General features: G+C 73.4%; 23 protein-coding genes. 9 read left to right on the top strand and 14 right to left on the bottom strand.

Translation table 11 applies throughout. The features are described from left to right. Positions 1 to 46: 46 nt before the first annotated feature. The gene (locus tag BKA00_RS39855; RefSeq protein WP_185025413.1) at positions 47 to 2,998 is read right to left on the bottom strand and encodes a helix-turn-helix transcriptional regulator; all 2,952 of its coding nucleotides are present in this window, start codon (positions 2,996 to 2,998) and stop codon (positions 47 to 49) included. 100 nt (positions 2,999 to 3,098) lie between these two features. Beyond that, a complete protein-coding gene (locus BKA00_RS14625) occupies positions 3,099 to 4,355 on the bottom strand; it encodes a glycosyltransferase (RefSeq protein WP_185025412.1) in 1,257 nt (418 codons plus the stop codon). A 224-nt stretch (positions 4,356 to 4,579) separates the two neighbouring features. On the opposite strand from BKA00_RS14625, the gene BKA00_RS14620 reads away from it, so the two are divergent. Then, positions 4,580 to 5,035, top strand: a complete 456-nt coding sequence (locus BKA00_RS14620; RefSeq protein ID WP_185025411.1) for a peroxiredoxin — start codon at positions 4,580 to 4,582, stop codon at positions 5,033 to 5,035. A gap of 17 nt (positions 5,036 to 5,052) precedes the next feature. Here BKA00_RS14620 and BKA00_RS14615 read toward each other — a convergent pair whose 3' ends face one another. Beyond that, positions 5,053 to 6,678 (bottom strand): CocE/NonD family hydrolase, encoded by a 1,626-nt coding sequence (locus BKA00_RS14615; protein WP_185034220.1) that lies wholly within the window; start codon positions 6,676 to 6,678, stop codon positions 5,053 to 5,055. Positions 6,679 to 6,860: 182 nt separating this feature from the next. Between BKA00_RS14615 and BKA00_RS14610 the strand changes: the two genes are divergently transcribed. Further along, positions 6,861 to 7,922: a mechanosensitive ion channel family protein gene (locus tag BKA00_RS14610; RefSeq protein WP_185025410.1), complete on the top strand. Its 1,062-nt coding sequence runs from the start codon at positions 6,861 to 6,863 to the stop codon at positions 7,920 to 7,922. On the opposite strand, the gene BKA00_RS14605 is transcribed toward BKA00_RS14610, so the two are convergent. Both BKA00_RS14605 and BKA00_RS14600 read right to left on the bottom strand, forming a co-directional pair. Further along, positions 7,912 to 9,153: an alpha/beta hydrolase family protein gene (locus tag BKA00_RS14605; RefSeq protein ID WP_185025409.1), complete on the bottom strand. Its 1,242-nt coding sequence runs from the start codon at positions 9,151 to 9,153 to the stop codon at positions 7,912 to 7,914. The genes BKA00_RS14610 and BKA00_RS14605 overlap by 11 nt on opposite strands. Before the next feature lie 69 nt (positions 9,154 to 9,222). Further along, entirely contained in the window at positions 9,223 to 9,837 is a 615-nt protein-coding gene (locus tag BKA00_RS14600; protein WP_221493156.1) for a TetR-like C-terminal domain-containing protein, read from the bottom strand. Between the two features lie 107 nt (positions 9,838 to 9,944). Between BKA00_RS14600 and BKA00_RS14595 the strand changes: the two genes are divergently transcribed. Next, positions 9,945 to 11,375 (top strand): MFS transporter, encoded by a 1,431-nt coding sequence (locus BKA00_RS14595; RefSeq protein WP_230299087.1) that lies wholly within the window; start codon positions 9,945 to 9,947, stop codon positions 11,373 to 11,375. A 4-nt stretch (positions 11,376 to 11,379) separates the two neighbouring features. On the opposite strand, the gene BKA00_RS40430 is transcribed toward BKA00_RS14595, so the two are convergent. The 7 genes from BKA00_RS40430 to BKA00_RS14555 all read right to left on the bottom strand — a co-directional run bounded on the left by BKA00_RS40430 (position 11,380) and on the right by BKA00_RS14555 (position 19,924). Continuing rightward, the gene (locus BKA00_RS40430) at positions 11,380 to 12,228 is read right to left on the bottom strand and encodes an ATP-binding protein (RefSeq protein WP_338072130.1); all 849 of its coding nucleotides are present in this window, start codon (positions 12,226 to 12,228) and stop codon (positions 11,380 to 11,382) included. 63 nt (positions 12,229 to 12,291) lie between these two features. Beyond that, complete coding sequence (locus BKA00_RS14580) at positions 12,292 to 12,981, bottom strand: lysophospholipid acyltransferase family protein (RefSeq protein ID WP_221493155.1); 690 nt, start codon at positions 12,979 to 12,981, stop codon at positions 12,292 to 12,294. 162 nt (positions 12,982 to 13,143) lie between these two features. Beyond that, positions 13,144 to 13,386 (bottom strand): type II toxin-antitoxin system antitoxin, encoded by a 243-nt coding sequence (locus tag BKA00_RS14575; RefSeq protein ID WP_185025407.1) that lies wholly within the window; start codon positions 13,384 to 13,386, stop codon positions 13,144 to 13,146. Positions 13,387 to 13,398: 12 nt separating this feature from the next. Then, positions 13,399 to 14,313, bottom strand: coding sequence for an SPFH domain-containing protein (locus BKA00_RS14570; RefSeq protein WP_185034208.1), 915 nt, complete (start codon positions 14,311 to 14,313; stop codon positions 13,399 to 13,401). Between the two features lie 126 nt (positions 14,314 to 14,439). Beyond that, on the bottom strand, positions 14,440 to 15,978 hold the full coding sequence (locus BKA00_RS14565) for an MFS transporter (RefSeq protein WP_185025406.1): 1,539 nt from the start codon (positions 15,976 to 15,978) through the stop codon (positions 14,440 to 14,442). A gap of 68 nt (positions 15,979 to 16,046) precedes the next feature. After that, complete coding sequence (locus tag BKA00_RS14560; protein WP_185025405.1) at positions 16,047 to 19,133, bottom strand: AfsR/SARP family transcriptional regulator; 3,087 nt, start codon at positions 19,131 to 19,133, stop codon at positions 16,047 to 16,049. Positions 19,134 to 19,366: 233 nt separating this feature from the next. Continuing rightward, positions 19,367 to 19,924 carry a hypothetical protein gene (locus tag BKA00_RS14555; protein WP_185025404.1) on the bottom strand — a complete coding sequence of 186 codons (558 nt, stop codon included), beginning with the start codon at positions 19,922 to 19,924 and terminating at the stop codon, positions 19,367 to 19,369. A gap of 305 nt (positions 19,925 to 20,229) precedes the next feature. On the opposite strand from BKA00_RS14555, the gene BKA00_RS14550 reads away from it, so the two are divergent. Both BKA00_RS14550 and BKA00_RS14545 read left to right on the top strand, forming a co-directional pair. Beyond that, the gene (locus BKA00_RS14550) at positions 20,230 to 20,673 is read left to right on the top strand and encodes a hypothetical protein (protein WP_185025403.1); all 444 of its coding nucleotides are present in this window, start codon (positions 20,230 to 20,232) and stop codon (positions 20,671 to 20,673) included. A 95-nt stretch (positions 20,674 to 20,768) separates the two neighbouring features. After that, entirely contained in the window at positions 20,769 to 21,998 is a 1,230-nt protein-coding gene (locus BKA00_RS14545; protein ID WP_185034206.1) for an NAD(P)-binding domain-containing protein, read from the top strand. A gap of 25 nt (positions 21,999 to 22,023) precedes the next feature. Here BKA00_RS14545 and BKA00_RS14540 read toward each other — a convergent pair whose 3' ends face one another. Next, positions 22,024 to 22,176: a hypothetical protein gene (locus BKA00_RS14540; protein ID WP_185025402.1), complete on the bottom strand. Its 153-nt coding sequence runs from the start codon at positions 22,174 to 22,176 to the stop codon at positions 22,024 to 22,026. A gap of 172 nt (positions 22,177 to 22,348) precedes the next feature. After that, complete coding sequence (locus tag BKA00_RS14535) at positions 22,349 to 22,774, bottom strand: ATP-binding protein (protein ID WP_185025401.1); 426 nt, start codon at positions 22,772 to 22,774, stop codon at positions 22,349 to 22,351. 103 nt (positions 22,775 to 22,877) lie between these two features. Between BKA00_RS14535 and BKA00_RS14530 the strand changes: the two genes are divergently transcribed. The 4 genes from BKA00_RS14530 to BKA00_RS14515 all read left to right on the top strand — a co-directional run bounded on the left by BKA00_RS14530 (position 22,878) and on the right by BKA00_RS14515 (position 25,749). After that, positions 22,878 to 23,693, top strand: coding sequence for a DUF5753 domain-containing protein (locus BKA00_RS14530; protein ID WP_185025400.1), 816 nt, complete (start codon positions 22,878 to 22,880; stop codon positions 23,691 to 23,693). Beyond that, positions 23,684 to 23,884 carry a DUF397 domain-containing protein gene (locus BKA00_RS14525; protein ID WP_185025399.1) on the top strand — a complete coding sequence of 67 codons (201 nt, stop codon included), beginning with the start codon at positions 23,684 to 23,686 and terminating at the stop codon, positions 23,882 to 23,884. Before BKA00_RS14530 ends, BKA00_RS14525 begins: the two co-directional genes overlap by 10 nt. 134 nt (positions 23,885 to 24,018) lie before the next feature. Continuing rightward, complete coding sequence (locus BKA00_RS14520) at positions 24,019 to 24,213, top strand: DUF397 domain-containing protein (RefSeq protein WP_185025398.1); 195 nt, start codon at positions 24,019 to 24,021, stop codon at positions 24,211 to 24,213. Between the two features lie 81 nt (positions 24,214 to 24,294). Then, complete coding sequence (locus BKA00_RS14515; protein ID WP_185025397.1) at positions 24,295 to 25,749, top strand: serine/threonine-protein kinase; 1,455 nt, start codon at positions 24,295 to 24,297, stop codon at positions 25,747 to 25,749. The last annotated feature ends 3 nt before the right edge of the window (positions 25,750 to 25,752 follow it).

The raw sequence follows: 25,752 nt of genomic DNA, 5'->3' as shown, positions 1-25,752 counted from the left end.
CAGTCACGAAATGCACATTACCGGCGCCCGGCCCGCCATTGCAAGATCAGATTCCCTCGCGGTGGGCGACGGCGGCGGCCTGGGTGCGGCTGGAGACGTTCAGCTTGCCGAGGATGTTCGACACGTGCACGCTCGCCGTCTTGGGGGAGATGAACAGTGCCGCCGCGATCTCCCGGTTGTTGCGGCCCTCCGCGACGAGCTTCAGCACCTCCCGCTCGCGCCCGGTGAGCGCGGCGAGCGGACCGGACGGCCCGGTCCGGGGCGCCGCGCCCGCGCGGCCGGTCCCGAGCCGGGCGCGGGCGCCGAGGTCGCGCAGCGCGCCCAGCAGCGGCCCGGCGCCGAGCCGCTCGGCGGCCCGCACGGCCGCCCGCCACTGCACGGCGGCCTCGTCCCGCTCGCCGTTCTCGGCCAGCGCCTCCGCCAGCCGCCACCGCGACCGCGCCACCTCGTAGACGAACCCGCCGTCGGCGTCGCCGTAGGTGAACAGCTCGGCCGCCCGGCGCCACAGCTCGACGTCGTGGACGCCGTCCAGGCGGCGGCGCTCGGCCTCGGCGCGCGCCAGCCAGCCCTGCCCCTCCCAGCCGAGCCAGGCGCGCGGCTCCCCGTCGACGTTGACCGCGACGACGCTGCGCGCGATCCGCAGGAGCATGTCGCCGGTCTCCCGCGCCGCCCGCAGCGCCCCGTCGTCGCCGGCGGCGCGGGCGCGGGCCGCCCGCTCGGCCTCCGCCCAGAGCCCGGTCGCCGCGATGCGGATGGCCCCGACCGTCTCGATGTAGACGGTGTCGAGGACGTCGCGGATGTGCTCGGCGGCCGTGTCCGGATCGCCGCGCCACAGCGCGTGCTCGGCGGCGAGCCCGCGGGCGAGGTAGTTGACGAACCCGTCCTGCCCCCACAGCGGAGCGATCCAGCGCAGCCGCTCCTCGACCGTCGGCGCGCCCTGCGCGACCTCCAGGAACAGGGCGTACGCCGACACCTGCGCCTCGGGCGTGCGGACGACCTGCACCGCGAACTCGTCGGCGAGCCGGCCCGCCTCCGCCCAGTTCCCCGACGTGTAGTGGACGAGGTAGCGCAGCGACCGCAGCACGATGCCGAACGTGCTCCACACGATCCCGTTGTCGACGGCGTACTTCACGCCCGCGTCGGCGGCGCGCACCGCGCCCGCGAGGTCGCCGCGGTCGAACTTCGTCCGGGCGTGGTGGAACGCCGCCCGCATCGCGATCATGGAGCTGTCGCCGGCCGCCGCGGCCAGTTCGTGGGCGCGGGCGAACACCTCCGCGACGCCGGTGTCGGCCTCCCGCGACTCGCGGTACAGGCCGAGCGTGACCAGCAGGCTGGCCTCGGCGCCGGTGGCGCCCGCCTCGCGCGCCGTCTCGATCGCGCGCTCGGCGTACCCGGGCATCTCCCCGGCCGCGTCCCGGTACATCAGCGTCCGCGCGTAGGTGGCGAGGGCGTCGGCGTGCTCCACGGTCGGCGGGTCGGCGGGCAGCATCGCCACCGCCTCCCGCGCCACCGCCTGCGACTCGACGTCCTCGTCGATGTCGCCGAGGTAGGCGGCCAGGTGCTCGCGCAGCAGGCAGCCGAGCAGCACGTCGGCGGGGTCGGCGGCGGCCAGCACCCGGCGCAGCCGGTGCACCGCCCGGCGCAGCTCGCCGGCCCGCGCGGACGCCCGGGCGGCCGCGAGCGACAGGCGCATCCGGTCCGTGCCGGCGGCGGCCTCCGGGTCGGCGACGGCGTCCCACAGCTCCAGCGCCCGGTCGTAGTGCTCGTAGGCCTCGGCGGGCGCGGCGAGGCGGTCGGCCTCCCGGCCCGCCCGGACGGACGCGGCGAACGCGGCGGGCAGGTCGTGCGCGGCGAGGCTGTGGTGCGCCAGCTCGGCGGCCGACCCGCGCGTGCCGTCGGGAAGGCCGGACAGGAGCCGGGCGAAGTCGGCGTGCAGCCGGGTCCGCTCGCCGGGCAGCAGGTCGGCGTAGACGGCCTCGCGCAGCAGCGCGTGCCGGAACGTGTACCCGCTGCCGGACGGGACGAGCAGCTGGTGCGACACCACCTCGCGCAGCGCCTCGCCGACCGTCGCCTCGTCCAGCCCCGCCACGACGCGGACCAGCTCGTCGTCGACGCGGCGCCCCGCCACGGCGGCGACCCGCACCACCCGCTGTCCCGCGTCCGACAGCCGCTCGATCCGCGACAGCAGCAGGTCGGCGAGCGCGGACGGCAGCCCGGCCGCCCCGTCGTCGCCGACGTCCAGGCCGGAGGAGTACAGCTCGGCGGCGTAGAAGGGGTTGCCCTCCGACCGGCGGTGCACCCGCTCGACGGTCCGCGCCGTGACCGGGGCGGACCCGCGCGCCAGTTCGGCGAGGTACCGGGCCGTCTCGCCGCGCCCGAACGGGCGGACCTCGACGCCCGTCACGTTCGGGAGCCGCAGCAGTTCGGCGACGACGGGCCGCAGGGGATGCCGCCGGTGCAGGTCGTCGGACCGGTACGTCCCGACGAGGCAGATCCGTTCGCGCTGCAGGACGCGGCTCAGGAACGTCAGCAGGTGCCGCGTCGATCGGTCGGCCCAGTGCAGGTCCTCCAGGACGAGCAGGACGGGCCGCTCGTCGCCCAGTTCCCCGAGCAGGCCGAGCACCGCGCCGAACAGCTGCTGCTGGCCGAGCTCGGATCCCGCGCCGGGGCCGCCCTCGCCGTCGGGCAGCAGGCGCGCGAGCGCGGGACGGGCGTCGAGCGCGGCGCGGACCTCCTCCGCCTCCGGCGTTCCGGCGTGCGCGGCGGCCCAGAGGGCGTCCGTGAGCGGCAGGTAGGGCATGCTCTCGCCCAGCTCGGCGCACTGCCCGACGAGCACGGCGCAGCCGCGGTCGGCGGCGGCGGCGGTGAGCGCGGACACCAGGTGCGTCTTGCCGACGCCCGCGTCCCCGCTGACCAGCACGACGCCCGCGGAGCCCGCGGCGGCGCGCTCCAGCGCTGCGGTCAGCTCCGCGAGCTCCGCCGCCCTGCCGATCAGCACGAACTGCCCTTTCTGGTCATCTCACTCGAGTATTCCATCCGGGGGGACGTGGACGGGCCCCGGACCTGGAGGGTCCGGGGCCCGTGGCCGCAGGTGCGCGTCAGCCGACCAGGGCGGGGGCCTTGCCGGTCTCGCGCTCGGCCCCGTCCTCCTCCGCCGCCGGCTCGGGCTCCGGGACGGGCAGCACCTTCAGGTAGGCGCGCAGGGTCTCGGCGGCGATCCGCTCCAGGGAGTAGCGGGAGCGGGCGCGGTCGCCGGCGGCGATCGAGTAGCCGTGCAGGGTGGTGTCCTCCGACAGCAGCTGCCGGACCGCCCGCCCGATCACGACGGGCCGGCCCGCCGGGACGTGGATGCCGGTGATGTGGTCGAGGACCTCGTCGGCGTTGCCGCCGACCGGGGTCGCCGCCACGGGGACGCCGCAGGCCATGGCCTCCAGCGGCGCCGTCGGGGACGGCTGGTGCGGGGCCAGGCAGAGCGCGAGGCTCGCGGTCCGCAGCAGCTTCGGAAGGGTCTTGCGGGGCAGCCGCCCGAGGAAGATGACCCGGTCGGCGACGTGCAGCTCCTTGGCCAGCAGCCGCAGCCGGTGGACGGCCGAGTCGTGCTCCAGCTCCTCGCGCTCCGGGCCGCCGGCGACGGCCAGCTCGGCGTCGGGGACGTGCACCAGGGCGCGCAGCGCGGTCTCGGCGTCGGCGCCGAGGTCTTCGCTGACGATGACGAGGCGGGGCCGGCCGCCGTGCGGCATCGCCGGGCCGACCTGCGAGAAGTGCTCGGAGTCCACGCCGTAGGGGACCACCGCGACCGACGGCCGCGGGACGCCCGTCCGCACGACCGCGGTGGCCTCCTCGGCGTGCCCGGCCAGCACCAGGTCGGCGTCGCGCCCGATGGCCTTCTCCAGGCGGTCGCGGTGCGGGTGGACCTGGCGTCCGGCCTGCCGCTCGACGGCGGCCACGCCGTGGTAGCTCTGCACGAAGGGGATGCCGAGCTCGCGGGCGACGGCGCAGGCGGCCAGGCCGCCGATCCAGCCGTGCGCGTGCACGATGTCGGGGCGCGCCGAGCCGGACCAGCGGCGGCGCAGCCCGTCGGCGAAGTCGCGGAGGTGCTGGAGCAGCTCGTCGTCCGACAGCGGGCGGGCGGGCCCGGCGTCCAGGTTCACCAGGGCGGCGCCGGGCGCGAGCCGGACGCGGCCGCGGGCGGACCGGTCCTGGCGGCGCGTGTAGACCGTCACCTGGTTCGGCTCACCGTCGGCGGCCAGCGGACGGGTGAGGGAGCGGGCGAGATCCCGGACGTGGACTGACTGCAGGTGCTCGCCGTCAAGGTCGGAGGCGGACACCAGAGCAATGTGAAGCGGGCGATGCATGACGGATCCTCCGGGACTACACAGGGGAAGCTCGGAGGTATCTGCGTCGTAGACACCTGCTCGGTCAGTTTCCTATCCCTCCCCCCTCTCCGTCAAACCTGGCGAATCGGAATACCTGCCCCCGAGGTCGTCCGCGATGCGCTCACCAGCGGCGATGTTTTCGCGACGGATACCGAGAACGCACCGCGCGGAGCCCCATCCCTGGCCTCGGCTAGGTTCGACCCATGAGACCCGGTGATGTCGTGGACGACTTCGAGCTCCCGGACGAGACGGGGGAACCGCGCACCCTGACCGGCCTGCTGGCCGATGGCCCGGTGGTCCTGTTCTTCTACCCGGCCGCCATGACCCCCGGCTGCACCGCCGAGGCCTGCCACTTCCGCGACGTGGTCGCCGAGCTCGCCGAGGCGGGCGCCCGCCCGGTGGGCGTGAGCGCGGACCCGGTCGGGAAGCAGAAGGAGTTCGCCGACAAGCACTCGCTCGGCTACCCGCTGCTGTCCGACCCGTCCGGCGAGGTGCGGGCGCGCTTCGGCGTCAAGCGCTCGGTGGCCCTCCTGCCGACCAGGCGCCAGACCTTCGTCATCGACACCGACCGCCGCGTCCTTGCGGTCGTCAAGAGCGAGGTCCGCATGAACACCCACGCCGACAAGGCGCTGGAGGCCCTCAGGGCCCGCCGCGGCTGACCCCGCCGCCCCGCCGGTCAGCGGACGATCGGCAGGGTGATCGAGGACGGGTGGCCGGGCGCGTGGAAGATCTCCTGGTCGGCGGTGAGCATCTCGGTGGCGGTCCCGATCGGCGCGCCGGTCCCGGGGTTGCGGGCGACGCGGGGGTAGGCGCCGCTGGCGACCTGCACGCGGACGCGGTGCCCGCGGCGGAAGCGGTGGCCGACCGGCCAGAGCTCGACGGCGACGCGCCGGACCCCGTCGGGCCCGGGCTCGGGGGTGCCGGGGACGAGGCGGCGCATGCCCTCGCACAGGTTGAGGGACTCGCCCTCGGGGGTGACGTCGCAGAGCCGCACGACGAAGTCGGTGTGCCCGCGGTTCGAGCGGACGTGCAGGTCGGCGGTGACCGGGCCGATGACCTCCATGTCCTCGTCCAGGACGCCCGAGGTGTAGGTCAGCACGTCCCGGCGGCGCTCCAGGCGCTTCTGGTCGGTGGACGGGTGCGTCTCGCCGAGCAGGGTGGGGCCGCCGAGGAACGGCGTGGGGTGGTTCGGGTCGTAGCGGTAGGCGTCGGGCTCGGACTCCGGCGGCCCGTCGGGGGCCAGGGCGCCCGCCGGGTGCAGGTGCCAGCGCTCCTCCCGCATGCCGGGGACGGGCCAGTCGGGGAACTCGCGCCACTCCTCCGCACCGGTGACGAACAGCCGGACGGGCTGTGTCCGCAGGCCGGACGGGTCGTCCAGCAGGTGGGCGCGGAACCACGCGATCGCGTCGGCGACCGAGCCGCGCATCATGCGCTGGTCGGCGTGGAACCAGGGGCCGATCGTCAGGTAGGGGCGCCGGCCGGCGGCGCGCAGGGCCGCGTAGTCCTTCATCTGCCAGGGCAGGAAGATGTCGTACCACCCGCCCGTCATGTTCACCGGCGCGGTGACCTGTGACACGGTGGTGCTGAAGTCGCGCTTGTCCCAGAACGGGGTGTCGGGGCCGTTGACGAGCAGGTCCTGGAAGAAGCGCTGCTGCTCGCCGGTCGCGAGCCGGTCCAGTTCGGCCAGCGGGCGCCCCGACAGGGTGGCGCGGCGGGCGCGGCGCGGCGACATGATGCCGGTCGTGATGCCCGACAGCGAGTTCTTCATCCGCGCGGTCAGGTCGACCCAGATGAGCGCCGACTCCAGCGCGAAGGTGCCCCCGACGTTGACGGCGTCCCGGAAGGTGGACGCCGTGACCTGCATCGACAGCGCCTTCAGTTCGGGTCCGGCCTCGGCGGCGACGGCCCACTGGACGTAGCCGAGGTAGCTCGGGCCGTGCATGGCGAACGTGCCGCCGAACCACGGCTGCGACGTCAGCCACTCGATGGTGGCGAGGCCGTCCTCCCGCTCGTCCAGCGCCTCGAAGACGCCGCCGGACCCGAAACCCCCGCGCACGCTCTGCACGACGGCCTGGAACCCGTGCGAGGCGAAGCCCTGCCCGCACATGAGACCGAACGGCCCGCGCCGGCCGTAGGGCGAGCGGACCAGCACCGTCGGCGCCTTCTCGACGTCGGCGGGCGAGTACCGGTCGGCCAGCAGCGTCACGCCGTCGGCCGCCGGAACCTCCAGGTCGCGTTCGACCGTCACCCGGTGGGGGCCGTTCCGCAATCCCAGCGCCGTGACCCCGAGCCGTCGCATCATTCCCACGCCTACCACTCGATCGATCGTAACCGGCAGGTCGCCGGTCCCCGGAGCCAGATGTGCCGTGATGTGCCTCGCAGTGCCTCCGGTCTTCACTACGATCAGGGACTCGTAACACGCAAAACGGATATTTCAGCGGGCGGCGCCGTGCCTCCCCGGACAGAGGAGGAATCTTCAGCGTCATGGCTGACCTGGGCGATCTGAGCTGGCATCGAATAGTGGGCGCCGCCGCCGTGCTGGTGCTCGCGGTGGGGATCGCGGTGGTGCTGCGGCTGCTCACCGGCCGGCTGTTCAAGCGGGCGGGCGACACGCGGTGGACGTGGGACGACCTGGCCGCCCGCCTGATCAAGGACCTGGCGGTGCCCGTCTCGGTGCTGCTCGGCCTGTGGGGCGCGGCAAGGGCGCTGGAACTGCCGGGCGGCACGCTCGCCGTGATCGCCAAGGCGCTCACGGCCGCCGCCATCCTCATCGTCTCGCTGGCGCTGGCCCGCCTGATCGCGGGCTCGGTCACCTCGATCGCGATGGTCCGGCAGGGTGTCGCCGGAAATGTGACGATCTTCGCGAACATCACCCGGGTCCTCGTGATCGGTGTCGGCGTCCTGGTGATGCTGCAGAGCCTCGGGATCTCGATCTCGCCGCTGCTCGGCGCGCTCGGCGTCGGCGGTCTCGCGGTCGCCCTCGCCCTCCAGGACACGCTGGCCAACCTCTTCGCGGGCGTGCACGTCCTGGCGTCCAAGACGATCGAGCCCGGCGACTACATCAAGCTCAGCAGCGGCCAGGAGGGGTACGTCGTCGACATCAACTGGCGCAACACCTCCATCCGGACGCTGTCGGACAACATCGAGGTCATCCCGAACCAGCGGTTCTCCGACACGATACTCACCAACTACCACCGCCCCGCCGAGGACATGTCGCTGCTGATCCAGGCGCGCGTGGCCTACGAGAGCGATCTGGAGCGCGTGGAGAACGTGGTCGTGGAGGTCGGCCAGGAGGTCATGAACGAGGTCCAGGGCGGGGTGAAGGACAGCGAGACGCTGGTGCGGTTCCACACCTTCGGCGACTCCTCGATCGGCTTCACCGTGATCCTGCGGACCGACGAGTTCGGCGACCAGTTCCGCCTGAAGCACGAGTTCGTCAAGCGGCTGCACCGCCGCTTCGCCAAGGAGGGCATCGAGATGCCCTACCCCCGCCGCCAGCTCATCCTGCCCGACGGCGAGGGCGCGCACGGCCTGGTCAGCGGATGAACCGCACGTCCGGGTGGCGGGGCGAGGGCCGGTCGAGGACCGGGCGGTGCCGCCCGAGCAGCGCCCGGTCGAAGAACGCGGTGACGTAGGCCCGCACCGACGCCGTCATCCGTTCGGGGTCGACCGTCCCTATGAGGGCGGTGCGGTGCTCGGCGGGGACGTCGAGCGCGCCGTCCAGCGCCGGGAGGATCGCCTGGACGTCGGTGTAGGAGTAGTGGCTCGCGGCGGGCACGTTCAGGTCGCGCTTCCACCCGGTCGAGCGGTTCCAGAACGATCCCCAGGACGGGGTCGTCAGGTGCGTCTGCGGAGAGCCGCCCGAAGCGGCGCCCATCAGCATGAACGGGCGGTCGAGCCCGGTTTCGGCGACCCGCACGAAGTCGTTCTCCGCGTACTGCATGGTGCCGTCCATGTCGATGCCCGCGTCCACCCGCCGGTCGGTGCGCATGGCCTCGGCCGCCTCGATGCCGCCCGCGGAGTGCCCGAACATGCCGACCCGGGACAGGTCGAGCGACCGTCCGAGCCCGCTCGGCAGGGTCCGCCCCTCGGCGTCGGGGTTGCGGCCGGCCCGCAGCGCGGCGAGCCGGTCGAGGACGAGGCGGGTGTCCTTCACGCGCGCGTCCAGCCCGGTCTTCAGCCGCTGCGGCCCCTGCGGGGGGAGGCGCTGGAGCTCGACCCGCCCGCCGGGGAACTCGACGGGGGCCGTCTCGTAGGTGTGGTCCACGGTCACCACCACGTACCCGCGGCTGGCCAGCTCCTCGGCGATCGTGGTGCCGAGCGCGCGCGGGACGCCGAACCCGGGGGAGTACAGGACGACGGGCCGCGCGCGCCGCGCGTCCGCGGGGGCGCCCTCGGCGGCGTGGGTCCGGGCGCCGGCCCAGTCGACGGTCCCGGCCTTGAACACGCCGAGCGCGTCGACCTTCGAGAGCTCCTCGGCCACGCCGGGACGCAGGTAGGGCGCCTTCGGCCCGGAGGCCCGGGTGGCCGGATACCAGACGCTGACCATGAGCTCGCGTGTCCGGCCGGGCACCCACGGGTCGGCGCGCCCGGCGTCCACCAGGTGCAGTTCGGTCGTCCCGACGGCCTGGTGGGGGCCCGTGGGGCGGGGCAGTTCGAACGCGGCGGGCGCGGCGGCGGCGGTCTTCGTCGCGTGGGCGGAGGTGCCGCACGCGGACAGGGCGAGGGGCAGCACGGCCGCGGCCGCGAGGAGGCGGCGGGGTACGGATGATCGCATGGCCCCAGCCTCCCGGCGGCGGGCCACTTCCGATCATGGTCGAACGGCCGCCGCGCACCCCGACTTTCGTCAGGGGCGCACGATCGGCATGAGCACCTCGTCGACGATCGAGGCCAGGTCGTCGTCGGCGATCGGGCCGCCCTCGGTGAGGTTGCGGTACACGATCACGGCCGGGCCCACGTTCGCGATCTGCCGGGTCGCGGTCTCCGGCCGGATCTCCCCGCGCGCGGCGGCCTCGCGCAGCGCCTCGTAGAGCAGGTCGCGGACGGGCTTGGACAGCCGGTCGCGCACGACGTCGTGGACGAGCCCGACCCCCTCCTCGCTGTCCTCCTTCAGGACCCGGAACGCCGCGCCGCGGCAGGCGATCAGCGTGTCGCGCAGGCAGCGCAGGATCTGGATCATGTCCTCGCGCACCGAGCCGGTCTCCGGCGGGGTCGGCGGCTCGGGCAGGACGTGCTTGAGCGCGTCGCTGATCAGCTCGTTCTTGGAGCGCCAGCGCCGGTAGAGGGCGGCCTTGCCGGTACGGGCCGCGGCGGCGACGCCCTCCATCGTCAGCCCGGGGTAGCCGACGGCCTCCAGCTGGGCGAACACGGCGTCGAAGATCGCGGCCTCCAGTTCGCCGCCGCGGCGCCGGGTGGTCGCGGGCCCCGGGTCGGCGGGGGCGCCGGAGTCGGCACGGGTCACGGCACGATCCCGAAAATAGTGAACGCTAGCGTTCTCTTTAGCGTGCATCGGTGGTACGTTCCCCACATAGTGTACTTCGCCGTTCCTTATTTCTGGGAAGGTTCGCCTTGACCGCAACCAGCGGGCGGACGGCCGCGACCCGGGAGTCGACACCTCCCGGCGCGTCCGCGCCGCCCCTCCATCATCGTGCAGGAACCGTCCTCGCCGTCATCGTCGGCTGCCAGCTCATGATCGGCCTGGACACCTCCGTCGTCACCATCGCGCTCCCGGACGTCCGGGCGGGCCTCGGCCTGACCACCGGGGGCCTCGCCTGGATCCAGAACTCCTACATGCTCGCATTCGGCGGCCTGCTCCTGCTCGGCGGGCGAGCGGGAGACGTGTTCGGGCGCCGCCGCGCCTTCACCGCCGGCATCGTGCTGTTCACCGCCGCGTCGCTGGCGGGCGGGTTCGCGGACGCGGGCTGGTGGCTGCTGGCCGCCCGCGCCGCCCAGGGCGTCGCCGCCGCCGTCGCCGCGCCGAGCGCCATGGCTCTGATCGCCACGAACTTCGAGGGCGCCGCCCGGGTCCGCGCGCTCAGCGTCTTCTCCGCGGTGACCGGCGCGGGCGCCGCCGTCGGCATGATCGCCGGCGGGGTGCTGACCGAGGCCGGGTCGTGGCGGTGGGTGTTCTTCGTCAACGTCCCGGTCGGCGTGGTCCTGGCGCTGGCCGCGCCGCGCGTCCTCACCGAGACGCCGCGGCGCCCCGGCCGGTTCGACGCCCTCGGCGCCCTCGCCTCCACGACGGGCATGACCGCGCTCGTCTACGCGCTGATCCGGGTCGGGTCGGACGGCTGGGACGACCGCCGGGCGCTCGCGGCGTTCGGCGCGGCGGCCGCGCTGCTCGCCGCCTTCGTGGCCGTCGAGGCCCGCGCCCGCCGCCCGCTCATGCCGCTGTGGCTGCTGACCGGGCGCGACCGGGCCGCGTCCTACCTCACCCAGCTGTGCCTGGCTGCCGCCATGTTCGGCTCGTTCTTCTTCCTCACCCAGTACCTGCAGCAGGTCCTCGGCTACGGGCCGCTGCGCGCCGGGGCCGCGTTCCTGCCCATGGTGGGGATGCAGTTCGCCGTCGTGCGGACCGCGCCGCGCCTGCTGGCGCGCGTCGGCGCCCGCCCCCTGGTCGTCGCCGGAACCGCCCTCCTCACCGTCGGCCTGGTGTGGCTGTCCCGGCTCGCGCCGGGGGACGGCTACACCGCCGCGCTGCTGGCCCCGTTCCTCCTGATGGGTGCGGGCGGCGGACTGTCGATGCTGCCGCTCAACGCGACGATCCTGGGCAGCGTCGAACCGGAGCAGTCCGGCGCGGCCGCCGGGGTCGCCCAGGCCATGCTGTGGTCGGGCGGGTCGCTGGGGTCGGCCGTCATGGTGACGGCCTACGGGTCCGCGGTGTCCGGACACGGCCCCGCGGACGCCGTCGGCGGCATGGACGCGGCGTTCGCGACCGGCGCGGGGTTCGCCGCGGCGGCGCTGCTGGTGGCGGTGCTCGTGCTGCGCGTGCGGCGCTGAGCGCTCACGCGGGCGGGGGAGCGGTCCCCTCGAACCACGCGAGCAGCTCGGTGTCGCCGACCAGCCGCGCGGTGTCGGCGGCCGACGGCGACCCCGCCCGCGGGTCGGCCCCCGCCTCCAGCAGGACCCGCACGACCTCGGTCTCCCGCTTGAACACCGCGCCCGTCAGCGGACGGTGGCCGCGGTCGTCGGCCCGGTCCGGGTCGGCGCCCCGCAGTGTGAGCGCCCGGACGGTCTCCACGTGCCCGTGGCAGGCCGCGTGCATCAGCAGGGTCTCGCCCCGGTGGTCGGACAGGTTCACCGGCACCCCGTCGTTCACGTGCGAGAGGAGCCCCTGGGTGTCGCCGGCCCGGGCCATCTCGAACAGCCGGGCGGCGAGCTCGTCCGAACCGAGCCGGAAGCCGTCCCCGACGGTGGCCTCGCTCTCGGCGGTGAGGAGCCCGCCCAGGCTGTCCTCGCCGTAGGCCAGGCGCTTCTCCAGTGCGACCAGTGCCCCGTCCTCGGGGAACGAGGCGAACCGGACGTCGTCGGCCAGCGCCCTCATGATCATCAGACCGCGCCCCTGCTCGGCGGACGGATCGGGGGCCGGGACGCGCGCCGCGTCGAAGCCCGTGCCCGAGTCGATCACCTTGATCACGCAGCGCAGGTCCTGGATCATCGCCCGTACGGTGTAGTCCGCCCCGTGCTCGGCGTGCTTGATCACGTTGGTGCACGCCTCGGTCAGCATCATCTCGATGTCGTCGCGGATGTGGCCCTCGACACCGAGCGCGGCCAGTGCCGCGTCCAGGAGCTTGCGCGTCGCCGGAACGCTCGCCACGTCGCGCGGAAGCACGAGGTCCATGGTGATTTCCACATCATCTCCATCCGTCCCCATGAATGGTGCCCAATCGGTCACGCCGAAACATGGGGCGGACGGTCAGCGCGGCTCGGCGGGCCTCGGCGCGTAGTCGTCCACGTACTCCTGGCCCGACAACCCCTGGATGGCCTCCATGATCTCGTCGGTGATCTCCCGGGCGGCCCGGCCGCGCGGGACGCCCCGGTCGCGTCCCCGGAAGTCCATCGGCGCGCCGATGCGCAGCCCGATCCGCCCCGGCCGCGGGACGGCCTGCCCCCGCGGCTGCACCTTGTCGGTGCCCTCGATCGCCACCGGGACGACCGGCGCCCCGGTCCGCATGGCCAGCCGCGCCACGCCCGTCCGGCCGCGGTAGAGGCGCCCGTCCGGCGACCGCGTGCCCTCGGGGTGGATGGCGAACACCCCGCCGCTCTCCAGCACCGCCGCCGAGGTGTCGAGCGCGTCGAACGCGGCCCGCCCCCCGGACCGGTCCACCGCGATCGCGCCGACGCTGCGGAAGAACGTCGCCGTGGCGCGGCCCTTCAGACCCGCCCCGGTGAAGTACTCGTGCTTGCCGAGGAAGTGGACCCGGCGCGGCACCATCAGCGGCAGCACGAACGAGTCCAGGAACCCCAGGTGGTTCGCCGCGAGGATCACCGGCCCCATCCGCGGGACGTGCCGCAGGCCGCTCACGCTCGGCAGGAAGGCCAGGCGCATCGCGGGTCCCATGACCACGTGCTTCATGAGGGGATAGATCAGGCGTTCGGGGTCCATGTCCGAGCAGGCTATGGGGCGCGCCGCCCGGTCGCGGTGCGGGGCCGATACAAGTTCGGTGCCCCGGATCTTGTAGGGTTCCGCACTTGCCGTCGCCTCCGAGGGCCTCCCGGCGCGCAGGCGGCCCCGGTTCTGGCCGCCCCGCGCCGTCCCGTCCGTCGGCTAGTCCTCACCCCCGCCGCCCGGCGGGCTCTCCTGGTCCTCGTCGTCCCGGGCCTTGCGCGGCCGCCCGGGCCCTCGCATCCGTCCCGCCGACCCGGGCATCCGCCCCGCGTCCGCGAGCGCCTTGCGCAGCAGGAACTCGATCTGCGCGTTGGTGCTGCGCAGCTCGTCCGCCGCCCACCGCGCCAGCGCGTCGTGCACGGCCGGGTCGAGCCGCAGCAGGATCTTCTTGCGCTCCGCCACTGGTCGCGGCGCTCACTGGTAGAGCGAGCCGGTGTTGAGCACCGGCTGGGCGTCGCGGTCGGCGCACAGCACCACCAGCAGGTTGCTGACCATCGCCGCCTTGCGCTCCTCGTCCAGGTCCACCACGTTCTCCTCGTCCAGCCGGTCGAGGGCGAGCTGCACCATGCCGACCGCGCCCTCCACGATCCGCTGCCGCGCCGCCACCACCGCGCCCGCCTGCTGGCGGCGCAGCATCGCCTGCGCGATCTCCGGCGCGTACGCCAGCCCGGTGATCCGCGACTCGACGATCCTCACCCCGGCGGACGCCACCCGCTGCGCCAGCTCGTCCGACAGCTGCCCGGTGATCTCGTCGGCGTTGTCGCGCAGCGACGTCCGGTCATGGGCGTCGTAGGGGAAGCTGCCCGCGATGTGCCGGACGGCCGCCTCGGTCTGGAACGCCACGAACTCCACGAAGTCGTCCACCTCGAACACGGCCCGGGCGGTGTCGGCGACCTGCCACACCACCACGGCCGAGATCTCGATCGGGTTGCCGTCCAGGTCGTTGACCTTCGCCAGCCCGGTCTCGTGGTTGCGGATCCGCGTGGAGACCTTGCGCCGCTCCGTCAGCGGGTTCACCCACCGCAGCCCGTCGTTGCGGACGGTCCCCTTGTACCGCCCGAGGAGCTGGAGCACCCGCGCCTCGCCGGGCGCCACCGGCGTCAGCCCCCCGGCGAGGATCAGCCCGGCGAGCGCCAGCAGCGACCCGGCCGTCGCGCCGGCCGCGATCGCCGCGCCCCCGCCCGCCGCCACCCCGCCGAGCGCCGCCGCCGCCCCCGCCAGGACCAGCGCCACCGCGACCCCGAGCATCCCCCACCCGCTCCGGTCCGCCGCCTCCCGCTCGGTGATCTTCGGCCGGGGCATGTCCACCTTCGCCGCCGCGTCCTTCATCCCGTCTCCCTTCTCCCGCGTTATCACTGGCATAGCAAAGTGATATCACATTTTTCCCGGGCGGGTCAGGGCGAATCCCCCGACAACGCCGTGATCCCGCCCGGGTTGCGGGCGGGATCACGGTGGTCAGCGGGCGGAGACGAGCTCCGGCTCCTCGGCGTCGGAAATGACTTTGGGGACGTTGCGAAGGGTGACCAGGGCGAAGACCGCGACCAGCAGGGCGAGGCCGGCGCTGCAGGTGAGGGCGGCGTGCATGCCGTCCACGAAGGCGCCGCGGGCGGCGTCGGCGACCTGGCCGCCGAGCGCCCCGGGCAGGTTCGCGGCGGCCTGGAGCGCGCCGCCGAGGGAGTCGCGGGCGGCGGACGCGGCCGGGGCCGGGACGCCGGCGGGCAGGTCCAGGACGTTCCGGTACACCGCGTTCAGCACGCTGCCGAGGACGGCCATGCCGAGCGCGCCGCCGAGCTCGGTGGCCGTCTCGGAGATCGCGGACGCGGCGCCGGAGCGGTCCTTCGGGACCGACGCGAGGACGGTGTCGGCGGTGACCGTCATCGCCAGCCCCATCCCGATGCCCGCCAGCAGCATCGCCGGGACCATCGTCCAGTAGGACGTGTGCAGGCCGATCGCCATGTAGAGGGCGAAGCCGCCGGCCGACAGCGCCATGCCCGCCGCCACGGCGCGGGCGCGGCCGAGCGCGTTGATGAGCGGCGGGGCGAGCGCGGCGCCGCCGATCATGGCGCCGACGGCGCCGGGCAGGCCCGCCAGGCCCGCCCGCAGCGGCGACCAGCCGAGCGCGAGCTGGAAGAACAGCGAGAAGATCAGCGACTGGGCGACCAGGGTGAACATCGCGAACATGTTGGTGCCGACCGACCCGGAGAACGCGGCGTCGCGGAACAGCCGGATGTCGATCAGCGGCTCGGCGACCCGCCCCTGCCGGACGAGGAACGCCGCCAGTGAGAGCGCGCCGGCCAGCGCCGAGACGTACACCGCGGGCTCGTCCAGGCCGTGCACGGCGGCCTCCTTGATCGCGTACACGACGCCGACGACGCCGGCGACCGACAGCGGCACGCTGACCAGGTCGAGGCGGCCCGGGACGGGGTTCCTGGACTCGGGCAGCACCAGCGCGCCGGCGACGAGCGCCACCGCCATCAACGGCACGTTGATCATGAAGATGGAGCCCCACCAGAAGTGGTCGAGCAGGGCGCCGCCGACGACGGGCCCGAGCCCGACCGCGAGGCCGGCGACGCCGCTGAACGCGCCCACCGCCATCGTCCGCTCCTTCGGCTCGGTGAACGCGCGCCGCAGCAGCGACAGGCAGGACGGCATCAGCGTCGCTCCCGCGACCCCGAGCAGCGCGCGGGCCGCGATCAGCAGCTCCGCGCTCGGCGCGTAGGCGGTGAGGGCGGACGTGGCGGCGAACACCGCGGTCCCGGTCAACAGGAGCTTCTTGTGGCCGATGCGGTCGCCGACGCCGCCCATCGTGATCAGCAGGCCGGCGAGCGCGAACCCGTAGGCGTCGGCGATCCACAGGATCTGCGTGCCGGAGGGGTGCAGGTCGGCGGACAGGTGCGGGACGGCCTGGTTCAGCGCGGTCAGGTCGATGTTCGGCACCAGCGCGACCAGCAGGCAGACCGCGAAGGTGCCCCACTTGCGGGCGGAGGAGTTCATGCCCGGAAGGCTCGCGCGGCGCGCTGACCGCCCGCGCACCGTCCGCTGACGGCGCCGCCCGGGGCCGGTCAGCCGCCGGTGAGCAGGGCGAAGGCCCGGTCGCGGGTGAGGGCGGCGGCCTTGGCGAAGGCCGCCTCGCGGGCGTCGTCGTCCAGCAGTTCTCGGATCAGGTCGAGGACGCGCTCGGTGTCGGGGTCGCCGGGCACCGTGACGCCCCGCAGCACCCGGCTCGCGCCGAGCAGCAGCGCGGCGCGCTCCCCGTCGCCCTCCCGGGCGGCCAGGCCCGCCAGCGCGGTCGCCGCGTCCGCCTGGTAGCCGAAGATCGGGTGGTCGAACGACATGTCCAGCGCCTCGCGCACCAGCGCCCGGGCCCGTGCGGTGTCGCCCGCGTCCGCCGCGAGCCACCCCAGCCCGACCAGCGCCGAGCCCCGCACGGCGGCGGCGATGAACCGCTCGGAGCCGTAGCCGGTCAGCGCCGCTTCGTACATGGCCCGCGCCTCGGCGGCGTCCCCGCGCAGCCGCGCGACCGTGCCGAGCCCATGGCACCCCCCGGCGATCTTGTCGGGGGTTCCGGCCCGGCGCGCCAGCTCCATCCCGCGTTCGTAGTCCGCCCGCGCCGCGTCCAGGTCGCCGGCGTGGATGTGGACGAGGGCGCGCTGGTAGAGCAGGTCGGCGGTGTCCTCCAGGGCGCCGAGCCGCTCGACCAGTTCCAGCGCCTCACTCTGCAGCGCGCGGGCCCGCTCCCGGTCGCCGCGCCAGTCGGCGAGCTGCGCGAGCGGGTCGAGCGAGTTGGCCGTGCCCCACCGGTCCCCGCACGCCCGGAAACCGCGCACCGCGTCCTCGCACGCCTTCTCCGCCTCGGCCAGGTCGCCGCCGAACTGGGCGAGGAACCCGTCGCTCATCCGCACCAGCGCCCGCGTCCAGGGGTCGTCCCCGACCTGCCGCTGGAAGACCTCCAGGTCGGTGCGCTCGGGGCCCGCCGTCAGCGCCCACAGCACGATGACCGCCGGGTACCGGACGGGGCGGTCGATGCGGCGCAGGAGCTCGGCGGCACGGTCGAGCCACGCCACCGCGCGCTCGCCCGTGGCTCCGCCCGACACCGCGTTGGTGACGCACAGGACGTACTCCTCGTCGAGCCCTTCCGGCGGGTCGGTGCCGACCACGTCCAGCAGGTCCGACGCCAGCGCGGCGCCCTCGACGCGCCCCCGCAGCCACCAGTACCACGACAGCTGCGCGATGATCCGCAGCGCCAGCGCCGGGTCGGACCGGACGGTCCGCCGCAGCGCCGCGTGCAGGTTCCCGTGGTCGGCGGCGAGCAGTTCGAGCCACTCCAGCTGCTCGGCGCCCCGCAGGTGGGGATCCGCGCGCCCGGCCAGCTCGGCGAAGTACTCCGCGTGCGCCCGCTCGAACCGCACCACCTCCCCGGCGGCGGCGAGCCGCTCGGCGCAGAACGCCCGGACGGTGTCGAGCATCCGGTACCGGGACCCGTCGCTCTGCACCAGCGACTTGTCGGCCAGCTCCACCAGCAGCTCGTCGGCGTCGTCGAGGCCGCACACGCCCATCGCCGCCTCCAGCGTGATGCCCCCGGCGAAGACCGTGAGCCGCCGCGCGAGGGTCTGCTCCGCCTCGTCCAGCAGGTCCCAGCTCCACTCCACGACCGCCCGGAGCGTCTGGTGGCGCGGCGGCGCCGTCCGGTTGCCGCGCGACAGGAGCCGGAACCGGTCGTCCAGCCGCGTCGCGACCTCCGCCACCGGCAGCGACCGCAGGCGCGCCGCCGCCAGCTCGATCGCCAGCGGCAGCCCGTCCAGCGCCCGGCAGATCCGCAGCACGGCCCCGGCGTTGCCCTCGTCCACCGCGAACCCGGGGCGCACCGCCGCCGCCCGGTCGAGGAACAGCCGCACCGCCGGATAGCGGGGCAGCTCTCCGAGCGCCGCGCCCGGGGGCGGGACCTCCAGCGGCGGCAGCGGCCGCAGCGCCTCACCCGTGATCGCGAGGGCCTCCCGGCTGGTCGCCAGCACCCGCAGCTCCGGGCAGGCGCTCAGCAGCCGGTGCGCCAGCTCCGCGACGGCCGCGACCACGTGCTCGCAGTTGTCGAGGACGAGCAGGACCCGCCGCCCCTCCAGCGCCGTGACCAGCCGCTCCAGCGCGTCCGGCGGCTGCTCGCCCGGCGCGGGCCGGATCCCGGCCTCGCGCAGCCCGAGCGCCCCGAGCAGCGTCTTGCCCACCTCGCTCGCGACGACGGGCGCCAGGTCGACGAAGCAGACCTCGCCGCCGTCCCGCGCCGCCGCCTCGATCGCCAGCCGCGTCTTTCCGGCCCCGCCGGGCCCGAGCAGCGTGACGAGCCGCCCGCCGGCGAGCATCCTCCCGACGCGGCGCAGCTCCTCCTCCCGCCCGATGAAGCTCGTGAGCTGCGCCGGAATGTTCGCCCGGACGGCCGCCGGCGCCTCCCCGCGCAGGATCGACAGGTGGACCTCCGCCAGCTCCCGTGACGGATCGGCGCCGAGCTCCTCGGCCAGGACCTCCCGCCCGGTCTCGAACACCGCGAGCGCCTCGGCCTGCCGCCCGCTCCGGTGCAGCGCGCGCATGAGCAGCGCCCGCGCCCGCTCCCGCAGCGGCTGCGCGTCCACCAGGTCCCGCAGCGCGGCGACCGCCGCCCCGGGGTCCTCCGCGAGCATCGCCTCGCCGTACGCCTCGACGGCGCAGGCCCGCTCCTCCTCCAGCCGAGCCGCCTGCCCCGCCGCGAAGGGCGCGCTCACGTCCGCCAGCGCGGGCCCGCGCCACAGCCCGAGCGCCTCCCGGAGCAGCCCCGCCGCCTCGTGCCGCCCCGCGGCCCCGGCGTCCGCCGCGAGCCGCTGGAACCGGTGGACGTCGACGTCCTCCCGCCGCACGGCGATCCGGTACCCGGCGGGCGTCCCCTCGACCAGCGCCGGGTCGCCCAGCCCCCGCCGGAGCCGCGACACCTGCGACTGCAGCGCGTTGGCCGCCCCGCTCGGCGGCTCCTCCCCGTACAGCCCGTCGATGAGCCGCTCGGCCGGGACGAGCCGCCCGGCGTCCAGGAGGAGCATCGCCAGCAGCGCCCGCACCAGCGGCCCGCCCACCGGGACGACCGCCCCGTCCGCTCGGACCTCGACGGGCCCCAGAACGCCGAACTGCATGCCGCGATTCTCCCGCACCTCGGCGGTTCTCCCGACCTCCGGCCGAGGACCCTCCGGTCCGGCGGCCGCGACGGGCCGCCGGACCCGTCATGGCCGGAAGGGGGAGGATCTCCACCCCTTCGGTTCGCGGAAGCATGTGGTGCGCCTGGCCGGTTCGGCCGCGCGGAGAAGGGCGGAGAAAAGTGATCCCCGGGGCGCGTGCCCCGGGGATCGACCTCAGACCGGCCGGCTCGTCACCGGTCGGTCGTGCTGGGCGCGGCGTCCGCGGAGCCCCCGCAGGACGGGAACTCCATGAACACCATGCGAACGGTGTTGGGCCGGCAGGCCCGGAGCACCTCGGGCGAGACGTCGACCTTCCAGGCCTTCGAGATCGGCAGCGCCGTGACGTCCAGGTTCCTGAGGGCGTCGGGCTGCTTCACGGCGTACTCCAGGTCCCCCTGGTCCTCGTCGATCGGCGCGAGGACGAGGAACGGACCCTGGGGCCCGTCCTCGAACGCGCCGACGACCTTGCCCGGGAGGACGGAGACGTCGGAGGCCGTGGCCTCCGGCTGGCTGGTGGACGGCTCCGCGGACGGCTCCGCGGTCGCGGTCGGGCTCGGGTCCGCGACGGGGGTCGCGTCCTCGGCGGTGGCGGTCGCCGAGACCGGCGGCCGTCCGTTGTCCGGCGCCTCCGAGGAGGAGCGGGTGGAGCATCCGGCGGCCACCACGGCCGCCAGCAACGCCGCCGCTACGGCGGAGCCCTTGAGGATCTTGCCTACGGAACCGACGGGGATACCGAGATAGACCTTCATGGTTTGTATGTCAGTTGACAGGTCCGACGCGACGCCGGACACGCGTATGCCACTGACCCTTTCGCGAAGGACCGTCCGGACCCCGGCCGCGTTGACCACCGCTGACCGGACACGGCGGAGAGCCTTCTGGTCCGGGCGTGCCGCGCGGTCTCGATCCGGTCCCGGCGGAACCGCGGCCGCGGCCGCGTTGCCGAGTGGACCGGAACCGGCACGGTAGAGCCCAGTGCCCGTGGTGAAGCGCGGGTCTCGACCAACCGGCAGGCGTTCGTGAAGCACGAGCGCCCCAATACAAACCGGGAATCATCATGAAATTCATCGGATACGGACTCCTCGCGATCGTGATCGGTGCTGTCACCGGCACCGTCTTCGCAGGGCTCTTCACGCACCTGGTCCACACCGTCCAAGCCGAGATGCTCCACGGCTTCGGTGTCCCGGCCGGGTTCACCGACTCCGGCCTCATGGCCGCGATGACCGGCCCCGGCGTCTCCCACGGCCTCGTCGCCGGCACGATCGGCGGCTTCCTCGGCTTCGTCGGAGCCCGCGCCGAAAGGGGCTACCGCGCCTCCTACGGCGGTGCCGCCCCCAGGGACAACTGGGGGCGACTCGTCGGGGACGGCGTCGCCATCGCCGTCGTCTTCGGCATCGGGGTCATCGGCTCGGTCGGAGACTTCGGTCTCCTCACCGCGTTCACCGCCATCGCCGGCTTCGCCGCCGGCGCCGGCTTCGGCGCTGTCATCGCCGACATCTGATCCGACCCGCGGGGGCCTGGCGACGCCGGGCCCCCGTTCCGTCCCGCCCGACATGCTAAAAATGTGTCGGTCTTGGGAGGTGCAGCACGGAACGGATCGACACGCTCGTCATCGGGGCCGGGCAGGCGGGCCTGTCCACCAGCCACTGGCTGACGAAGGCGGGCGTCGAGCACCTGGTCGTCGACGGGCGCGACCGCCTCGGCGGCGGCTGGAACGACCGCTGGGACAGCCTCCACCTCGTCGCGCCGAACTTCACCGTCATGCTCCCCGGAATGCCCTACACGGGTCCCGACCCGGACGGGTTCATGCCGCGCGCCGAGGTCGTCGCCCACCTCACCGAGTACGCCGAAGTGATCGGCGCCCCCGTGCGCCTGGGCGTCGAGGTCACCCGGCTGGCGCCCGCTCCCGGCGGTTTCCGCGCGCACACCCGCTCCGGCCCGATCTCCGCCCGCAATGTCGTACTCGCGACTGGCCCGTACCAGCGTCCGAAGACCCCGCCCGTCTCACGGCGGCTTCCCGCCCACGTCCGGCAACTGCACTCGGCCGACTACCGGCGTCCGCGGCAGCTCGCGGACGGCGCCGTCCTCGTGGTCGGGACGGGCCAGTCCGGCGCCCAGATCGCGGAGGAACTGCACGACGCCGGACGCGAGGTGCACCTGGCCGTCTCGGAGTGCTCCGCCGTTCCCCGCCGCTACCGGGGCCGCGACTCCCACTGGTGGCTGACGCAGGCGTTCCTGCACGGCGCGGACGTCGGAGTGCCGTTCCCGACTGTGGCCGACCTGCCCTCGCCCGCGGCCCGCTTCACCTGCAACGCGCACGTCTCCGGCAAGGACGGCGGCCACGACATCGACCTGCGGGAGTTCGCGCGCCGGGGGATGCGCCTGTACGGCCGCCTGGAGTCCGCCGACGGCGCGACCGTGCGGTTCAGCGACGACCTCGACCGGCGGCTGGCCCGCGCGGAGACGGGCTTCGAGGAGAAGGGCCGCCCGCTCATCGACGCCTACATCGCCGCCGCCGGGATCGACGCGCCGCCCGACGACCGTCCGCCCGCGAGCACCTTCGTCCCGGACACCGCCACCGAACTCGACCTCGACGCCGCGGGGATCGGCACCGTCCTGTGGGCGACCGGCTTCCGCCTCGACTTCTCCTGGGTGGACGTTCCCGTCCTGGACGAGTGGGGCTACCCGCGGCACACCAGGGGCGTCACCGAGCACCCCGGCCTGTACGCGGTGGGCCTGCCGTGGCTGCACTCCGAACCCTCCGCGGTCTTCGTGGGCATAGCCGCCGACACGGCCCACGTAGTAGACCACCTCACCACCCGCTGACCCCGCCGCTCCTTCCCACCGAGGCCTATACACGGACACTGTGATCGCCGACCGGATTCAGATCGCCGACCTGGTCGCCCGCTTCGCACTCCTTCGCGGTCTCGGCCGCGGACTGATCGCGCTCGCGCTCGGCGGTCTCGTCGGCCTGGTCCTCGACGCCGCCGTCGCGGTGGTGCAAGCCGTGAACGGCGCCGGGCTGGAAGCGTTCTCCGAGAGCCCCTGTCCGGGGCCCTCGGTGGCTTCATCGGCGGCTTCATCGGCTTCGCCACCCCCCGCACAGTCGAAAGCTCCGGGCCCGGCACCTGGCCGCCGCTGTCGACCGTCGGCAGGACGATGCCGACGCGGTGAGGTCACGGCTTCAGACGGGCCCAGACCCATTTGCCTCCTGTCGGGTCGGAGGAGTAGCCGCATTCGGCGGCGAGGGCCGTGACTATCGGGAGACCCCGACCACCGTTGTCGTCCCAGTGCTCTTCGGAGACGTCCAAGGTGTCGAGGGTCAGTTCCACCAGTGGACGAGGTTGAGGGCTGACCGTGCTCGCGTCCCACACGGCGATGAGGACGCCCGCGACGTCCCGGCTGCATTGGTAGCGGATCTCCTCGCCAGGCGTGGCCGCCACGGCGTTGGTGATCAGCTCCGATGCGATCAGGAATGCATCGTCCGAAATATGCGCACAGTCCCATTTATGGAGTCGCGCCCTCGTCAGCGTGCGCGCCAGTCCCGGTGCGGCCTTCGACGCCAGCATGGAGAGCAGCAGGCAGTCCGGTGTTGTGATCATTGCCTTGCCCTTCCTCTGTGTGTTTCCGGATTTCTGTCCCCAGGATCGAGTGCACAAGCTAACCTCGCCTGTATCTGGGAAAACTGGAAACATTGGAGGGGGTATGGCAAACCACCGCGAGCCGCTCGACCCCAAGATCTCCCTCTGGCACTTTCTGGCGTACGCATTACGCTTCGAGCGGGAAAAGCATGATCACTCGCTGGCCCAGTGTGGACAGATCATCGGTGCAGCGCGATCGACTGTTTCCAACATGGAAGCAGGGCGCCTCAAGTTGCACGATGACCAGGCGAGAGTGCTTGACAAAAAGTACAACACTCCCAGACTCTTCGAAATGCTTATTTGGTTCGCTCGTACAGCGCACGAGCCGGATTGGTTCCGGCAATATGCCCAGTACGAGTCGCAGGCCACCGTGATCAGGATCTACCAGGGGCAGGTCATCCCCGTCCCCTTCCAGACTGAGGACTACGCGCGGGCGTTCGTCCAAGCTGGGGGTACGTCCGATGTCGAGAGCGTCGTATCCGCCCGCATGGCCCGCCAGAAGACGTTGCTGAGCGGACCGGCAGGGCCTCTGCTGCTCGTGTTGCTCGACGAAGGCGTGCTCTACCGTCCAGTCGGCGGAGCCGAGGTGATGACGGCCCAACTCCTGCGCCTGCTGGAGTTCAGCGAGCGGTCTAACGTGATCATGCGCGTCATCCCAAGATCGGCCGGGGCCTACATAGGGCTTGACGGCCCGTTCCAGATCATGAGTCTGGAAGCTCGGGACATCGCCTACATCGGGGCTTTTCGCGGGGGCCGGTTGGTGGAGGTGCCGTCCGAAGTTAGGCAGTTGAGCATGGACTTCGAGCGGATCGGAGCGAAAGCCCTCCATGAGGATGCCTCCCGGGCTCTGATCCGCAAGGTGATGGAGGAATGCACATGACCAGCGTGTGGCGGAAAAGTTCGTACAGCGGCGGTGCGACAGACGAAGCGTGCGTGGAGTTGGCAGCGTTGCCCCAGGGCATCGGGGTCAGGGACTCCAAGAACCCTCATGGAGAGCCCCTGAGCATGACTGGCGATGCTTTCGGGCAGCTGCTTCGGCGGATTAAGGAAGGGGCGCTCGATCAGGCCTGATGGGCATGAGGCGGGCGGTCCTGGAGTGGGGGCGCTCCAGGACCGGCCTGCCCGGCGGCGGGTGATGACTCGTGGGAACGTGCCCGGCGCAGCACCGCGCCGACGCTGATCCGCGAGGTGACGGAGGAGTGCAGATGGCCGGCACATGGCGTAAGAGCTCCTGCAGTGGAACCTCCACTGACGAGATGTGTGTTGAACTAGCTGTGCTGCCCGGAGGCATCGGAATCAGGGATTCCAAAGATCCTGAGGGTGGGCGACTGACCGTGGGTGGCGACGCTTTGGGGAGCTTGCTCCGGCGGATCAAGGAAGGTGCTCTCGACCGGGCCTGACGGTGGGCCGTCCCGGCTTGAAGCGAAGCGCCGGGGACGCTCAAACGTACACCTGCGTCTGTACGAGATAGGGTCGGCCCTGTGGTGCGAGGGGACGTGATCAGCGGCCGGTACCGGCTCGGCGAGGAGATCGGCCGGGGCGGGATGGGGATCGTCTGGAAGGCGTACGACCAGTCGCTGGAACGCCACGTGGCCATGAAACGGCTTCAGGTCCCCGACGACCTGGCCGAGGAGGACCGGGACGCCCTCAAGGGCCGGTTCCTGCGGGAGGCCCGCGCCGCCGCGCGGCTGGAGCACCCGTCGATCATCAACGTGTACGACGTCGTCGACGACGCGGCCGGCCCGTGGATCGTCATGCAGTACGTTCAGGGCCGCTCTCTTGATCAGATCGTCCGCGACGACGGGCCGCTGCCCGTCGACCGGGCCGCCCGGATCGGGCTCGCCCTGCTGGACGCGCTGGACTGCGCGCACCGAGCGGGCATCCTGCACCGCGACGTCAAGCCCGCCAACGTCCTGATCGCCGACGACGGCCGCGTCCTCCTCGCCGACTTCGGGATCGCGGCGGTGTCCAACGCCACCGCCTACACCAGGACGGGCGGGTTCGTCGGAACGCCCGTCTTCATGGCGCCCGAACGGTTCCGGACCGGCACGCCGGGCCCGGCGTCGGACCTGTGGTCGCTGGGGGCGACCCTGTACATGGCGGTGGAAGGCCATCCGCCGTTCCAGGCCGAGGAGCTGGAGGCTCTCATCGGCCAGCTCCTCATGGGAGACGACCCCGCCTTCGTCCGATCCGGCGCGCTGAAGCCGGTCCTGAGGGGACTCCTGGAAAGAGACCCCGGCGAACGCTGGACCTCTCAGCAGGCCGCGCGGGGCCTGACAGCCGTTCCGGACGGGCGAGATCCGACCGGGCCGCTGGTGGGGAATGCCGGGCATGGGAAACCGGGAAAGGGCGTCCTGGTCATCGTGGGCCTTCTCGTCCTGCTCATCCCCCTCGTCCTAGTCGCGATCACCGGCGGGGTGAATTTCCCCTTCCAGAAATCGTCCGACTCGGGCTCGAAGGACAAGTTCGAGTCGGTCCCGGATGCCTGTGCCATCGTCAGCGAGGGCCCCGCCCTCAAGGAGACCCTGCCCAACCCCGACGAGAGCGAGGCCCTGGACTGGGGCCCCTACCAGGATCACGACGACGCCGTCACCTGCACGTGGAGCGACGTCGTTTCGGATGACGGCAGTTCCAAGACCGCCGACGCCACGCTCGCGATCCGCACGTCCCTCCCTCGGAGATCGACGGTCGCCGACCTGCTGGCGTGGACGAAGGTCCCGGGCCTCGGGGACGCGGCGGTCCGCAAGAGTGTCCCCGGCGACGGGCAGAGCGGCTGGCACGCCGAAATGCTCATCTTCACCGTGCGGAACGCCGAGATAGGCGTCTACCTCATCGAATCCCCTCACTGCGCACGGACGAGGAACGGCGGACCAAGGTCCTCCAGCTCGCCGAAGTCATCGAAAGGGCTCTCAGAGAAACCCTCTGAACCCCGTTAGCGC

This window comes from Actinomadura coerulea (assembly GCF_014208105.1).
GTDB lineage: Bacteria > Actinomycetota > Actinomycetes > Streptosporangiales > Streptosporangiaceae > Spirillospora > Spirillospora coerulea.
This window is presented reverse-complemented; position numbering and strand designations above follow the sequence as displayed.

Coding starts and splice junctions, on each gene's coding strand:
- BKA00_RS14620 (WP_185025411.1), top strand. CDS start 4,580: ATGAGACCCGGTGATGTCGTGGACGACTTCGAGCTCCCGGACGAGACG.
- BKA00_RS14605 (WP_185025409.1), bottom strand. CDS start 9,153: ATGCGATCATCCGTACCCCGCCGCCTCCTCGCGGCCGCGGCCGTGCTG.
- BKA00_RS14610 (WP_185025410.1), top strand. CDS start 6,861: ATGGCTGACCTGGGCGATCTGAGCTGGCATCGAATAGTGGGCGCCGCC.
- BKA00_RS14550 (WP_185025403.1), top strand. CDS start 20,230: ATGAAATTCATCGGATACGGACTCCTCGCGATCGTGATCGGTGCTGTC.
- BKA00_RS14615 (WP_185034220.1), bottom strand. CDS start 6,678: ATGATGCGACGGCTCGGGGTCACGGCGCTGGGATTGCGGAACGGCCCC.
- BKA00_RS14520 (WP_185025398.1), top strand. CDS start 24,019: ATGGCCGGCACATGGCGTAAGAGCTCCTGCAGTGGAACCTCCACTGAC.
- BKA00_RS14530 (WP_185025400.1), top strand. CDS start 22,878: ATGGCAAACCACCGCGAGCCGCTCGACCCCAAGATCTCCCTCTGGCAC.
- BKA00_RS14570 (WP_185034208.1), bottom strand. CDS start 14,313: ATGAAGGACGCGGCGGCGAAGGTGGACATGCCCCGGCCGAAGATCACC.
- BKA00_RS14525 (WP_185025399.1), top strand. CDS start 23,684: ATGCACATGACCAGCGTGTGGCGGAAAAGTTCGTACAGCGGCGGTGCG.
- BKA00_RS14625 (WP_185025412.1), bottom strand. CDS start 4,355: ATGCATCGCCCGCTTCACATTGCTCTGGTGTCCGCCTCCGACCTTGAC.
- BKA00_RS14555 (WP_185025404.1), bottom strand. CDS start 19,924: ATGAAGGTCTATCTCGGTATCCCCGTCGGTTCCGTAGGCAAGATCCTC.
- BKA00_RS14580 (WP_221493155.1), bottom strand. CDS start 12,981: ATGGACCCCGAACGCCTGATCTATCCCCTCATGAAGCACGTGGTCATG.
- BKA00_RS14560 (WP_185025405.1), bottom strand. CDS start 19,133: ATGCAGTTCGGCGTTCTGGGGCCCGTCGAGGTCCGAGCGGACGGGGCG.
- BKA00_RS14565 (WP_185025406.1), bottom strand. CDS start 15,978: ATGAACTCCTCCGCCCGCAAGTGGGGCACCTTCGCGGTCTGCCTGCTG.
- BKA00_RS14535 (WP_185025401.1), bottom strand. CDS start 22,774: ATGATCACAACACCGGACTGCCTGCTGCTCTCCATGCTGGCGTCGAAG.